Source organism: Herbaspirillum sp. SJZ107 (assembly GCF_006715485.1).
Lineage (GTDB): Bacteria > Pseudomonadota > Gammaproteobacteria > Burkholderiales > Burkholderiaceae_D > Telluria.
The window spans coordinates 1,110,596-1,124,329 of sequence record NZ_VFNH01000001.1; the positions used below are offsets into that span (position 1 = coordinate 1,110,596).

The window sequence follows — 13,734 nt, forward strand, 5'->3', positions numbered from 1 at the left end:
GCGCACAGGACGGTCCGCCGCGCGGGGTGCGCAGGCAGTCCCGGCCTGTGCACTTGGCAAGCCGTAGGCCGATTCTAGCCCAGCCCGGGCGCTGGGCTGCACACCGTTGCCGCATGGATTCAAGCGCGGCCCGGCAGTGCGCTGGCGACCTGGTCCAGTGCCTGTTGCAACTGGTCGAGTTCGTACGGTTTCTGCAGCGAGAGATACGGGAATTCGACGTGGCGCAGCAGCGTGTCGCCGTAGCCGGAAGCGAAGATCACGCGGATGCCCGGCGCATCGGCGACCGCGCGCCGGGCCAGGTCGACGCCGGACATGCCGGGCAGGCTGACGTCGGTGAACAGCACGTCGTAGCGGTTGGCGGCAAGGCGGTCGAGCGCATCGTTCGGATGGCCGACGCCGTCGGCTTCGTGGCCGAAGGCGCGCAGCATCTCGCACACCAGGTATTGCGAGTCGAGGTTGTCTTCGACTACCAGGATGTTCAGCGGACCGGCCGCGGCGCTGTCCTGCGGCATCGACAGCGCGGGCTCGGCCGCAGCCACGGCGCACAGCACGCCATCGACCGCGCCGCTGGCGCCGCGCACCGGGGTGAAATGCAGATCGTAGACGCCACCGGCATCGGCGCTGCCGAAACCGAGGTTGCGCTCGGCAGCCAGCGCCGCTTCGCCCTGCCAGGCCCGTCCGAGTTCGGCAGATGCGGCGGCCAGCGGCGGCGGCATCACCGGCGGCACGCTGCCGCCAGGCAGTTTGCCGTACGCCGGTCCGGCCAGGTCGGCATAGGCCTGATTGAACAGCACCGTCATGTCGCGGCCCCAGACCAGCAGCATCGGCAGCGGCGTATTGAACAGCAGGTCGGCTGCGAGGCGCAGCGCGGGCGGCCAGGCATCGGGCGTGCCCAGCCGGGACGCGGACCAGTCGAACGAACTCGAGGAAATGGCGGACTTACCGGAAGCTGACATGGCGGGTTATAAATATTGTTATCGTTACAAAAAGAGGATGCATCGTACACTAAAAGCGATGACGAGGGCGGCACGTATGGACTGTGTGGCAGGCAGTCGACACCCATGCGTGGTTGCAAATTTGCAACGAGGTATGTCACAGATTTTGCGGCACAGCATGCGTGTTGCACAGCACACGCGTCAGAAGGGCAAGCAGAACCGCAGCGCAAAAAAAAGCCCGCTACGGGAGCGGGCTGAATCTATCCTTGGAGGAGAATAGAGGAGACAGGTTCATAATGCTGCATCGCAAAAAACAAATCCAATTTAGATTTCCAATGACCGTTATTGGTTTCTTAAATGGCACGACTGCAGCCTAGTATCGTGGAGCACCCTTGGTGCACTGAAGAAAATGTTCTACGATAGCAAAATGTCTAAAAATGTTACGCGCCCCTGCGCGTTCCCTGCCATTGTGTCTGTGCTGCGGCGGCGAGCCGGTGGCCAGGCATGGGCGTGGTGCGCTGCGCTGTACGCCATCCTGGGCGCCGCCGCCATTGCCGCGCCGCCCGCGCATGCGCAACATGCCGCTGTCGGTAATGGCGCGACGATCAATAGCAACACCAATGGCAACGGCAGCGCGCTCGAGCGCCGCGTCAAGGCCGCTTTCCTGTATAAGTTTCTCGGCTATGCCGAGTTTCCGCCCGGCGCCTTCTTCGATGGCAGCAGTCCAGTCGTCATCGGCGTGGTCGGTGCCGACGATCTGGCGGGGGAACTGGTGCGCCTGGTGGCCGGACGCACCGTCAACAGCCGTCCGGTAGTCGTGCGCGTGCTGCGCGACACCGACGTGCAAGTCCCCCTGCACCTGCTGTTTGTCGGTGGCGCCGATCCGCTCCGCGTCGGCCGCATGGTGCGCCAGGCCAGCGCCGCCATGCTGGTCGTCACCGAGTGCGAGGATGGGTTGCGGCAAGGCAGTGTGATTAATTTCCGTATCATTGATGAGCGCGTGCGTTTCGATGTCTCGCTCGATGCTGCGGAGCGCAATGGTATCAAGCTCAGTTCGCGCCTGTTGACGGTCGCGAACCGGGTGCAGAAAGGAGTGCAGTGATGAGGGCGCCCAAGGAAGCGGACAAGGCAGACAGCGTGAACGAGGCAGGCGTGGGCGAAGACGCGATCATGCAGGGCAATGCGCGCGACAGCGGCACCGTCCGCAGCAAGCTGATCCTGATGGCGGTGTCGACCACCTTCGTGGCCCTGCTGGCGGCGGCACTGGCGATGCTGGTGGTCGACCTGCGCGCCTTCCAGCGCTACTGGACCGATGATCTGGTCACCCAGGCCGACATCGTGGCGCGCGTGACCGCGCCGGCACTGGCCTTCAACGACAGCGAAACCGCACGCCAGAACCTGGCCGTGCTGAGAGTCCGTCCGCAGATCCTGGCCGCCGCCATCTATAACAATGCAGGCGTGCGCTTTGCCAGCTACGAAGCGGTCCCCGGCCAGCATTTCCCGGCGCGCGCCGAAAACGCCGGCTACCGCATCGAAGGCGGCGAAGTGGTGGTATTCCGCAATATCGTCGAAAACGGCGAGCTGGTCGGCAGCGTGTACGTGCGTTCGCGCTACGGCCTGGTCGAGCGCCTGCTCAGCTATGGTGCGATTTTGGGCGCGGTGATGCTGGGCGCACTCGTCATTGCCGGGCTGGTGGCGTCGCGCCTGCAGGCCGCGATCACCCGTCCGCTCGAGGCGGTGACCAACGTGGCGCGCCAGGTGATGCAGCGGCGCGACTTCACCCTGCGCGTGCCGGGCAACGAGCGCGGCGAGATCGGCGTGCTGATCGAAGCCTTCAACGACATGCTGGCCGAGATCGGGCGCCGTTCGCACGCGCTGCAGGAATCCAACGCCACGCTGGAACACGAGATGCAGGTGCGCCAGCGCGCCGAAGGGGCCTTGCTGGTGGCCGACCGCCGCAAGGACGAATTCCTGGCCACGCTGGCGCACGAGCTGCGCAACCCGCTGGCGCCGATCCGCACCGGTCTCGACATCCTGCGCTTGCGCAGCGGCGACGCCCAGGCCACCCAGCGCGCCACCGACATCATGGAACGCCAGCTGCGCCAGATGGTGCGCCTGGTCGACGATCTGCTCGACGTATCGCGCATCAATACCGGCAAGTTCACGATCAAGACCGGCCGCGTGGAGCTGAAGGCGGTCGTCAACGACGCCCTGGAAGTGGTGCGGCCCTATATCGAGCTGCACGGCCACGAACTGGTGATCGACCTGCCGGACCGCCCGGTGTTCCTGCACGGTGACGCCACCCGCCTGGCGCAGATCCTGTCGAACCTGTTGAACAACGCCGCCAAGTACACCAACCGCGGCGGCCGTGTCAGCCTGAAGGCGACGGTCGAGGAACGCACCCTGGTGCTGGTCGTGGCCGACACCGGCATCGGCATCGCGCCCGACATGCTGGACACCGTGTTCGACATGTTCGTGCAAGTCGATTCGACGCTGGAGCGCTCGAATGCCGGCCTGGGCGTCGGCCTGTCGCTGGCGCGCAAGCTGGTCGAGCTGCATGGCGGCGCTATCGAAGCCCACAGCGCCGGCCTCGGCCACGGCAGCCAGTTCGTGGTGCGCCTGCCGATCGTGGTCGATCCGGAATTGCCGGCAAAACCGACCCCGGCCGCCTTCATCAGCGCCGAGACCTACCGCATCCTGCTGGCCGACGACAACGTCGACTTCGTCAACAGCATCGGCGCGCTGCTCACGGCGATGGGCCACAGCGTGGTGATCACGCACAATGGTCCGGACGCGCTGGCCGCCGCCAAGCGCTTCTACCCGGACTACGCCTTCCTGGACATCGGCCTGCCGAAGATGTCGGGCTACGACCTGGCGCGCGCGATCCGGGCGCTGCCGACGGGGGCGATGACGGTGATGATCGCCGTGACCGGCTGGGGCCAGGAAAAGGATCGCCAGCTGGCCTTCGAAGCCGGCTTCGACCACCACATGGTGAAACCGGTGCGCTTCGAGCAGATCGAGGAAATCCTCGGCAACCGCAGCATCATCAAGAAGCTGCGCACGTAAAAAAGCGGAAGCGCGCACGCTTCCGCCGGACCTCAGGGCAGGCAGGCTCAGGCCTGTTTGCCCCCCTTGCGGCGCCGCGCCAGGAAGCCCAGCACGCCCAGGCCGCCCAGCATCAAGCCGTAGGTTTCCGGCTCCGGCACCGGTGTCGTCAACGCCACCGCGCCGCCGAAGGCCGCGGACCCGGATGAGTTCAGGTTACCGCTGACCTGCAGGTAATAATTGCCGGCGTCGAGGCCCGTGCTGGTGAGGGTCCAGACGTCGATCGCGCCGGACTGCAGCGCGGTGCCCGTCGTCACCAGGGTATTGCCGGTAGCGCTGTAGAGCGACAGGGCGGTGATGTCGAGGCCGGTCTCGGTTGCGCCGGTGATCGACGAGACGATGGCGTTCACCGTGGTGCCGGGCGAACCTTCCTGCGCGGTCGGCACGGCAAAGGTGAAGCGGTCGGCAAAGCTGGCGCCGCCGTTGTTTTGGGCAAATGCATCGCCAAAGAAGCCGCTGGTGCCGACCAGGTCCAATGCCTGTGAGCCGCTCCCGATGTTCTGGGCCATGGCGGAAGAACCGAACGACGCAACAGCAACTACGGCAGCAGCAATCAGGGATCTCTTCATAGCTTACCTCGCAAAGACACAGCTGCGTCCTGCAGCTTGGGTTTCAGGGAATCGGGGAATTTAATGCTATCAAAGAGGCGGGAAAAGGCACGAAGAATTAAGCCTGGGCCTGCTACTTGGAAGAATATGCCTGTGTGTATGGATTTTTTAGGCAGCGCTGGCGGATCGCCGTCGCCATAGGGGATCGTCGCGGGATTTGTCTCCGCAAGTGCTGCCTTGCTTGAAGGCTCTACTATATGTAGGTTTAGTCCTACGCGCCTGCAAGACCTTGTCCTCTGCTCGGGCTGCCTGACTTTATTGAACAGGCGGCATTTATCTCAAGCATTCGGAATAGGGCAGAGGCAAAGAAAAATGGCCCAGAGCTTTCACTCTGAGCCATTTGTCCTGAAGAAGTTGGTGCGGCTGGCAGGAATCGAACCCACGACCCCTTGGTTCGTAGCCAAGTACTCTATCCAGCTGAGCTACAGCCGCCCGAGGCCAGCATTATACGCAGGTTTTGCCATTTGGCAAAGCCTGAATGCCAGTGGCTTACAAAAACTACTCTGCTTTATATCGCAGCCTGTCTCGTGCCGCCGCCAGCTGGTCCGTATAGTCGCTCTGGAACGGCGACACCAGCTGCTCTTCAAATCGAGCAAGCAAACTCGAAAGCGCGCTCTCTTCAGCTTGGTCAGCAATCGTCAACTCGCCTGCATGTATAAAGCGAAACAAAAGTCGAGGTAAGCGGTGAAATGAGCTGGGCCTTGGTGAGTGCATGTAGTGAGCATGCTGAAAAGAAAAATGGCCCAGAGCTTTCACTCTGAGCCATTCGTCCTGAAGAAGTTGGTGCGGCTGGCAGGAATCGAACCCACGACCCCTTGGTTCGTAGCCAAGTACTCTATCCAGCTGAGCTACAGCCGCCCGAGGCCAGCATTATACGCAGTTTTTGCCATTTGGCAAAGGTTAATTCTTGCGCATCATCCGGGGCCTTCGCAAAAGAAAAATGGCCCAGAAATCACTTTCTGAGCCATTCGTCCTGAAGAAGTTGGTGCGGCTGGCAGGAATCGAACCCACGACCCCTTGGTTCGTAGCCAAGTACTCTATCCAGCTGAGCTACAGCCGCCCGAGGCACGCATTATAGCAGCGGACACCGTGATCGCAAAGTCTATGTTGTGTGGCAATGAGCAGGGTGCCCATGCGGATCGGCTGGCGCTTGCGTTGCCGCAGTGACCATCGCGCGCCCCTATGTCGAAATGAAGCTTGCGCCCTCAGCAGTGTGGGCACATCGAATATTTCCTTTGGACAGGTGATCGCATGATCTGGCTCGATGCCGCACGCGTGGTTTCCATTCTCGCCGTCGTGTTCCTGCATGTCGCGGCCACGGTCGTCACCGGCCGCGACATCGGCAGCCCGGACTGGTGGTACGGTAACGTCTACGATTCGCTGGTGCGCTGGTGCGTGCCCGTATTCATCATGATCAGCGGAGCGCTGCTGCTCGGCAGCGGCAAGCGCGAGAGCGTCGGCGCCTTCTACCGCAAGCGCATGACGCGCATCTTCGTGCCGCTCGTGGTCTGGACCATCGTCTTCCTGTTCTGGCAGGGCGAGCAGGCGACGTTTTCGCTGGCCGATCTCAGCCTGGGGGCGGTGGCGCGCCGCATCGCCAGCGGCAAGCCGCACTACCACATGTGGTTCTTGTTCATGATCGTCAGCCTGTACCTGTTCACGCCCTTCATCCGCATCCTGGTGCGCCATGCCACGCGCGCCGAGTTGTGGCTGCTGGTGGCACTGCTGTTCGGCGTCGCCGCGCTGCACGAGGTGTTCGACATGTTCTTCGGGCGCGGCGTCAGCCTGTTCGTGTTCTGGTTCCTGTCCTACCTGCCGTATTTCCTGTGCGGCCACCTGATCGCCACCAGCGACCGGGCGATGTCGACACGCCTGCTGCTGACGGTGTTCGGCGCGTCGGTACTGCTCACCGCGCTCGGCTGCTACCTGCTGGCCGGCGCGCGCGGCATCGAGGATGGGCTGTATTTCTATGGTTACCTGAGCATCACCGTGATTCCGATGTCGGTCAGCCTGATGTGGATGTTCCGGATGCGCAGTTTCGATGCCGTCCCGGATGCGGTCGGCACCACCTTCCGGCGCCTGTCCGAGCTGACCCTCGGGGTCTACCTGATCCATCCGGTGATCCTGGAATCGTTCCGGCGCTTTGCCTTCCGCCAGGAAGAGGTGTATCCGCTGCTGTCGGTGCCGCTGGTGGCACTGCTGGTATTCGGCGCGTCGCTGCTGTGCGCCTTCGTGCTGTACCGGATCCCGTATCTGAAACGGGCGATCTGAAGAGGGTAGGGCGGAAAAGAAAAATGGCCCAGAGCTTTCGCTCTGAGCCATTCATCCTGAAGAAGTTGGTGCGGCTGGCAGGAATCGAACCCACGACCCCTTGGTTCGTAGCCAAGTACTCTATCCAGCTGAGCTACAGCCGCCCGAGGCACGCATTATAGCAGCGGTTTCCGGATTGGCAAAGTGCACATCGAAGCGCTCCCCAGCGCGCCAAAGAAAAATGGCCCAAAGATTTCTCTTTGAGCCATTCTTCATGAAGAAGTGGTGCGGCTGGCAGGAATCGAACCCACGACCCCTTGGTTCGTAGCCAAGTACTCTATCCAGCTGAGCTACAGCCGCCCGAAAAGAATTATAGCAGTGGCATCCGGAATGCGAAAGTCTTAATTTTACTCAACAATTTCGAGGGTTCTGCTAGATTAGTGCCTGGTCCTCCGCAGCCCTCATTTATGCTCCGCCCGAATCCCCGTATCGTCAGGCGCCTCGTGGCCGCCGTGCTCGCCTTCCACCTGACTGCGCTGGCCTGGGCCGGCGCCGCGCGCAGCCTGGATTTCCAGCACGTCGGCCTGGAAGACGGCTTGCCGCAGGAATCGGTGCTGACCATCGTGCAGGACCATACCGGCTTCATGTGGTTCGGTACCCAGGCCGGGCTGGCGCGCTTCGACGGCTACCGCCACCGCGTGTTCCTCAGCGACCCGGCCGATCCGGCCGGCCTGCCCGACAATTACGTGCACGCATCCTACGAAGACGGCGCCGGGCGGCTGTGGTTCGGTACGCGCGGCGGTCTGGTGCGCTTCGACGCGGCGCGCCAGCGCTTCGTGCGTGAAAACCTGTCCGGCGCCGACGAGCGGGACGGGCGCAACAGTGCGGTTACCGCCATCATCGGCGACGGCAAGGCCGGCCTGTGGGTGGCCACGGTCGACGGCCTGGCGCACCTCGACGGCAGCGGCGGCGTGCGGGTCTACCGCCACGATGCGCGCGACGACGGCAGCCTGCGCGACGACCGCGTGGCCGCGCTGGCGCTGGACGGGCGCGGCGGGCTGTGGGTCGGCACCGGCGTCGGACTGGACTACCTGGCCGCAGGTGCCGGCCGCTTCGTCCATTACGACATCGACGGACTGCGCCGCGGCGGCAGCGCCCAGCCCGCCGACCCGCGCTACAACAGCATCATGGCCCTGTCGATGGGACCGGACAACACGCTCTGGATCGGCACCGCGGCCGGCCTCGAAGCCTGGCGCCTGGGCGACGGCAAGGGTACGGCGGCGATCGGGCGCCACCGCTTCGGCGCGGACGAAGGCATCGGCGACCTGCGCATCAACCTGATCTATCCGGACCGGCGCGGCAACCTGTGGGTCGGTACCGAACTGGAGGGCCTGAAATGGCGCGATCCGTCGAACGGACGCTTCGTCGGCTACGCCAACCACCCGCTCGACCGCCATACGCTGTCGGACAACCAGGTACGCGCGGTCCGGGTCGACCGCACCGGCACCTTGTGGGTCGGGACCCTGGCCGGCGGCGTCAACCGGGCCGACCTGGCCAGCGGCGGCTTCAGGCGCTTCGACTTCGCGCCCGGCCAGTTGCCCGAACCGGGCAGCCGCAAGATCCGCGCGATCGCAGTGGATCCGGATGGCCGCCTGTGGATGGGCACCAGCGGTGCCGGCCTGATGTACGTGGCGCCGTCCGGCGGCCGGGTCGAACGGCTGCGCCACCATCCCGGGCGCCCTGGCAGCCTGCCCGACGACATGGTGGCGGTGCTGCTGCTCGCGCATGGCAGGCTGTGGGTCGGCGGGCCGAACGGCCTGGCCTGGCGCGAGGCCGGCGCCGGCGCCGCCGACCGCTTCACCCGGGTGGCACTGGGCAGCGAGGCCGGGTCCAGCCATGTGCAAGCGCTGATGGAGGACCGTGCGGGCGCGCTCTGGGCCGTGACCCGCGGCGGCCTGTTCATGCTCGATCGCGACGGCCAGGTGCGCCGCGCGTGGCGCCACGATCCGCGCGACCCCGGCAGCCTCGGCGAAAACTACGGCTATGCGGTGCTCGAAGACCGCAGCGGCGCGATCTGGGTCGGCACCGAGAACGGCCTCGACCGCCTCGACCGCGCCAGCGGCACGTTTACCCATTTCCGCAGCGATCCGCGCGACCCGGCCAGCCTGCGCCACAACCGTGTCTACACCCTGTTCGAGAGCCGGCGCGGCGAGGTCTGGGTCGGCACCGCGGGCGGCCTGCACCGCATCGAGCACGGCCCCGGCGGCGCCGTGCGTTTCCGCCTGTTCCCGGTGGCCGGCGCGCGCGGGCAGGTGCCGATCGGCGCGGTGCTGGAAGATGCGCGCGGCCTGCTGTGGGTCAGCAGCACCGCGGGCCTGAGCCGGCTCGATCCGGCCAGCGGCCGCTTCAAGACCTACGGCACGCGCGACGGCCTGATCGATGGCTCGTACTTCATCGGCGCGGCCGCGCGCGGCCCCGACGGCATGCTGCACTTCGGCGGCATGAACGGCATGACCTCGTTCCAGCCGGAACAGATCCGCGACAATCCCTACCCGCCGGCGGTGGCGATCACCGATTTCCAGGTGGCCAGCCAGTCGCGCCCCGTGCAGGCGGCGATGGCGCTCGACTACGGCGACGCGGTATTCACGCTGGAATTCGCGGCGCTGCACTATGCCGACCCGTCGGCCAACCGCTATGCCTACCGCCTGCGCGGCTTCGACCGCGGCTGGACCGAGACCGGCGCCGGCAAGCGCTTTGCCACCTACACCAACCTCGACCCGGGACATTACGTGTTCGAGGTCCGTGCCGCCAACAAGGATGGTGTGTGGAGCGCACAGCCGGCCAGCGTGGCCATCACGATCGCGACGCCGTTCTGGATGAGCTGGTGGTTCCGCCTGGGTGGCGCGCTGCTGGTGCTGGGCAGCGCGTTCGCGCTGTACCGCCTGCGCATCCGCGTGCTGGTGCTGCAGACCGCGCGCCTGGAGCACCAGGTCGGCCTGCGCACCGCCGAACTGGTGCTGCAAAAGGAAAGCGCCGAGCGGCGCAAGCAGGAAGCCGAGATGCAGAAAGAGGCGGCCGAGGATGCCTACCGCCAGTTGAAGGCGACCCAGGCCCAGCTGGCCGCCCGCGAAAAGCTGGCCTCGCTCGGCTCGCTGGTCGCCGGCGTGGCGCACGAACTGAACACCCCGATCGGCAACAGCCTGCTGATGGCCAGCACGCTGCAGGACAAGACCGAGTCGCTGGCCACGCGCTTCGGCCGCAACGACTTGAAGCGCTCCGACCTCGAAGGCTGGATCGCCGCCGCGCGCGAGGCGAGCGCCCTGATCGTGCGCAGTCTGCATGCCGCCGCCGACCTGGTAAACAGCTTCCGGCAGGTCTCGGTCGACCAGGCCAGCACCCAGCGCCGCCGCTTCGACCTGGCCCGGGCCTGCCACGAGATCCTGGCGACGATGATGAACCAGGTGCGGCGCGCCGGCCATACGCTCGAGGTGCAGGTCGACCCCGGGATCGACATGGACAGCTATCCGGGACCGCTGGGGCAGGTGCTGATCAACTTCGTCAACAACGCGCTGCTGCATGCCTTCGACGGGCGCGGCGGACGCATGATCCTGAGTGCGCAGCGCATCGACGAGGAACGCGTGCGCATCGTGTTCCGCGACGACGGCCGCGGCATTCCGCCCGAGCACCTGGCGCGCATCTTCGACCCCTTCTTCACCACGCGCATGGGGCAGGGCGGGACCGGGCTGGGGCTGAATATTGCCTACAACATCGTGACGACGCTGCTGGGCGGGACGATCCGGGTCGACAGCGTGGTGGGAGAAGGGACCGTGTTCACGCTCGATCTGCCGTTACGGGCGGTCGAAATGGTGCCGGAAACGATGTGATTCGTTTGCGCGACTGCGCGACGCGTTCAACCAGCGCCTGAATCAACCGACCACGTTCTTCGGCGTCCCCGCCACCCAGGCCTCGATATTATCGACCAGCATGTCCGCCAGCGTCTGCATCGCGCCGCCCGAGGCCCACGCCACGTGTGGCGTCAGCACGAAGTTCGGCAGGCGCAGCGCCAGCAGCGGATTCTCGGGCACCGGCGGTTCCTTGCTCAGCACGTCGAAGCCGGCGCCGGCAATCACGCCGTCCGTCAGCGCCTCGGCCAGCGCCGCCTCGTCCACCAGCCCGCCGCGTGCGGTGTTGATCAGGATGCTGCTCTTCTTCATCGACGCCAGTTCGCGCGCACCGATCATGTTGCGGGTCTGTTCGTTCAGCGGGAGGTGCAGGCTGACCACGTCGGAGGTCGCCAGCAGCTCGGGCAGCGGCAACGCAAGCACGTCGCCATCCGTGACCGGCGAACGCGAGGCCACCGCGATCTCCATCCCGAACGCGCGTCCGATCTGGGCCACGCGCCGGCCCAGCGCGCCGTAGCCGACGATGCCGAGGCGGCTGCCGGCCAGGTCGCCGATCGGGTGGTCCAGCAGGCAGAAGCGTGTCGAGCGTTCCCATTTGCCGGCTTCGACGTCGGCCGCATAGGCGCGCAGGTTGCGGCGCACCGCCAGCATCAGCGCGAAGCAGTGTTCCGGCACCGAGACCACCGAGTAATCGCGGATGTTCGCCACCACGATGCCGCGCTCGCGGCAGGCAGCCAGGTCGACGTTGTCGGTGCCGGTGGCGGCCACCGCGATCATCTTCAGGTCGGGCAGTTGGGCCAGCTCGGGCGCGCGTAGCGGAACCTTGTTGGTGATGGCGATGGTGGCGCCGCGCAGGCGCTCGACGACGTCGTGCGGCGCGGTGGCGGCGTGGTCCTGCCACTCGTGCTCGAAGGCGGGACGGCGGACATTCGCGAGCAGGCTGTCGCGGTCGAGGAACACAATGCGATGAGCGATACGATGAGCAGTCTGAGGCATGGGCGGATCCCGGAACGTGGAACCCCCATTGTAAAGTGAAACTAAAGTGAAACGGCCGGACGAAAAAAAGACAGGGCGAACCCTGTCTTTTCGAAGATGGAGGGGCTTGAGCCGCTGGGCTTATTTGCTTGCTGCCATGTCGGCTTTCTGGTCTGCGTGCGCTGCGGTCTTGTCGGCCGCAGCGTCGGCTTTGGCCTTTTCGGCCTTCTTGTGGGCTTTGGCCTTGGTCTTGGCGGCGTCGGCTTTTTCAGCGGCGACGTCGGCATTGGCTTCGGCGGCTTTCTTCTCTACCTTGGCATCGGCTTTGGCGGCCTTCTTGGCTTCCTTGGCTTCGGCCTTGGCGACATCCTTGTCGGCCTTGACGTCCGCTTTGGCTGCTTGCGTCGTCGTCGGCGCGGTGGCGGTCGACTGGGCGGCAAAGGCCGAGGTAGCGAACAGGCCTGCGATCAGGGTAGCGACGATCTTGCTCATGGCGATGTATCCTTCAGGTATTGTTGAAGTAATGGGACGATTCCCGTGCTGCTGGTCAAGAAACGCCGCCGCTTCAGGGCCGGTTGACACGATTACATACGCTTACAACTGGCCGCCTGAAAATCATTTCGCCGCCGCGCCCGCCTTTGTCTCTATCTTTGCACCGACCAGCTGCGCCACCGCCGCCAGCGTCGTCTGCGCCGCGTTCAGCCCGAGCAGGAAGTCCTCGTCGGTGTAGTTCGCGAACAGGTCGGTCGGCTGGTGCCAGTGCGGATTCCAGCCGGCGCCGATCTGCATGCCGCGCTCGTTCTCGCGCAGCGAAATCGAGGGCACCAGGTCCATGAACGGCGTCGAATCGGTATTCGTCATGTGCTGACCGACCGCGGCCGGATAGTGCGACGCGTATTTTTCGTTGGCCGCGCGGAAGTGCCAGGCCAGCTTTTGCGCGGCTTCGGCCTGCTTCGCCGTCGCCTGGAACTCGATGTTGACGTCGGCTTCGCGCCGCTGCGCCGCTGCCGGCACCGCCAGCGGCTGGCCCTTGGCGTCGAGTACCGGCTTGCCGGCCGCGTCCAGCTTCGGCAGCGGCATGCCGTGGTCGAACATCATCATGTCGTGCTGGATCATGCCCAGCCAGCGCGGTTCCGGATAGCGCCCCGAACCCTTTGGCGATTCGATGCCCTGCAGGCCCTTGCGCTGCTCGACGTAGGCGGCCGCGCCGTTCAGGCCTGTTTCCTCGTTGTTCCACAGCGCAAAGCGGATCGTGCGTTCGGTACTCACGCCGGGCGCGTTCAGGATGCGCGCCAGCTCCATCACCAGTGCCGTGCCGGAACCGTCGTCGTTGGCGCCTTCGCCGAAGCCGAGGCCATCCATGTGGGCGGCGACGATGTACATCTCGTCGGGACGGCTGGTGCCGACCTTGGTGCAGTAAACCTCTTCGCGCGGCCCGCCCTTGGGGTCCGGCTGCTCGGCGTTGAGCGCCCGCAGGCGGGCGTCGGGCTGCAGCTGGGGATCGGTGTTGACGCCGATCGGGCCGCGCGTGCCGAACAGGGTGCTGCCGCCCTGGCCGGACGGGCCGGCGCGGCCGCCGCCGGTGGGCGCGGGACGGGACCGCGGCAGCGGTTTGTATTCGTAGTGGATGCGCTCGGTGGCGCAGCCGTAGGATTTCAGCTGGGCTTCGATCCAGTCGATCGCCTTGCGGTTGCGCTCGGTGCCTTGCTGGCGGTCGCCGAAGCGGGTCAGTTCCTTGATCGTGGCCTTGTAGCGCTGCAGGTCGAGCTGGCCGACCAGGCTGGCGACCGGGTCGCCGGCGGATGCCGCGTCCTGGGCAAACGCGGGGGCCAGTGTGAAGGCGAGCGTGAGGGGAAGCGCGAAGGCGAGGGCGGGGCGGATGGATTTCACAAAACCTCTTGTCGGAGTGATGGGCAGGCCCTCTCAATATAGAGGAGTTTTCATGCACGTTGACTATTT

9 protein-coding genes and 5 tRNA genes are annotated in these 13,734 nt (G+C 65.4%); 4 read left to right on the plus strand and 10 right to left on the minus strand.

Annotation, left to right across the window (positions count from 1 at the left end):
- Positions 1 to 119: 119 nt before the first annotated feature.
- Complete coding sequence (locus FBX97_RS05040) at positions 120 to 956, minus strand: response regulator (protein WP_141829202.1); 837 nt, start codon at positions 954 to 956, stop codon at positions 120 to 122.
- 388 nt (positions 957 to 1,344) lie between these two features.
- Here FBX97_RS05040 and FBX97_RS05045 point away from each other — a divergent pair, with 388 nt between their 5' ends.
- Entirely contained in the window at positions 1,345 to 2,037 is a 693-nt protein-coding gene (locus tag FBX97_RS05045; RefSeq protein WP_141829204.1) for a YfiR family protein, read from the plus strand.
- The gene (locus FBX97_RS05050; RefSeq protein WP_141829206.1) at positions 2,037 to 4,001 is read left to right on the plus strand and encodes an ATP-binding protein; all 1,965 of its coding nucleotides are present in this window, start codon (positions 2,037 to 2,039) and stop codon (positions 3,999 to 4,001) included. The genes FBX97_RS05045 and FBX97_RS05050 overlap by 1 nt, the downstream gene beginning before the upstream one ends.
- Before the next feature lie 47 nt (positions 4,002 to 4,048).
- Here the strand turns inward: FBX97_RS05050 and FBX97_RS05055 are convergent, their stop codons facing one another.
- The 4 genes from FBX97_RS05055 to FBX97_RS05070 form a co-directional block, all read right to left on the minus strand.
- Positions 4,049 to 4,609, minus strand: coding sequence for an FxDxF family PEP-CTERM protein (locus FBX97_RS05055; protein WP_185748476.1), 561 nt, complete (start codon positions 4,607 to 4,609; stop codon positions 4,049 to 4,051).
- 394 nt (positions 4,610 to 5,003) lie between these two features.
- Positions 5,004 to 5,080 (minus strand) — tRNA-Arg (locus FBX97_RS05060).
- A gap of 349 nt (positions 5,081 to 5,429) precedes the next feature.
- Positions 5,430 to 5,506, minus strand: a tRNA-Arg gene (locus FBX97_RS05065).
- Positions 5,507 to 5,631: 125 nt separating this feature from the next.
- Positions 5,632 to 5,708 (minus strand) — tRNA-Arg (locus tag FBX97_RS05070).
- A 191-nt stretch (positions 5,709 to 5,899) separates the two neighbouring features.
- On the opposite strand from FBX97_RS05070, the gene FBX97_RS05075 reads away from it, so the two are divergent.
- Positions 5,900 to 6,919 (plus strand): acyltransferase, encoded by a 1,020-nt coding sequence (locus FBX97_RS05075; RefSeq protein ID WP_141829210.1) that lies wholly within the window; start codon positions 5,900 to 5,902, stop codon positions 6,917 to 6,919.
- Positions 6,920 to 6,985: 66 nt separating this feature from the next.
- Here the strand turns inward: FBX97_RS05075 and FBX97_RS05080 are convergent.
- Both FBX97_RS05080 and FBX97_RS05085 read right to left on the minus strand, forming a co-directional pair.
- A tRNA-Arg gene (locus FBX97_RS05080) sits at positions 6,986 to 7,062 on the minus strand.
- A gap of 119 nt (positions 7,063 to 7,181) precedes the next feature.
- Positions 7,182 to 7,258, minus strand: a tRNA-Arg gene (locus FBX97_RS05085).
- A 107-nt stretch (positions 7,259 to 7,365) separates the two neighbouring features.
- On the opposite strand from FBX97_RS05085, the gene FBX97_RS05090 reads away from it, so the two are divergent.
- Positions 7,366 to 10,782, plus strand: a complete 3,417-nt coding sequence (locus FBX97_RS05090; RefSeq protein ID WP_141829211.1) for a sensor histidine kinase — start codon at positions 7,366 to 7,368, stop codon at positions 10,780 to 10,782.
- A gap of 42 nt (positions 10,783 to 10,824) precedes the next feature.
- On the opposite strand, the gene FBX97_RS05095 is transcribed toward FBX97_RS05090, so the two are convergent.
- From FBX97_RS05095 to FBX97_RS05105, 3 genes are all read right to left on the minus strand, one after another.
- On the minus strand, positions 10,825 to 11,796 hold the full coding sequence (locus FBX97_RS05095; RefSeq protein WP_185748477.1) for a D-2-hydroxyacid dehydrogenase: 972 nt from the start codon (positions 11,794 to 11,796) through the stop codon (positions 10,825 to 10,827).
- Between the two features lie 120 nt (positions 11,797 to 11,916).
- Positions 11,917 to 12,267 carry a hypothetical protein gene (locus FBX97_RS05100; RefSeq protein ID WP_141829213.1) on the minus strand — a complete coding sequence of 117 codons (351 nt, stop codon included), beginning with the start codon at positions 12,265 to 12,267 and terminating at the stop codon, positions 11,917 to 11,919.
- Between the two features lie 123 nt (positions 12,268 to 12,390).
- Entirely contained in the window at positions 12,391 to 13,665 is a 1,275-nt protein-coding gene (locus FBX97_RS05105; RefSeq protein WP_141829215.1) for a M28 family metallopeptidase, read from the minus strand.
- Positions 13,666 to 13,734: the final 69 nt, after the last annotated feature.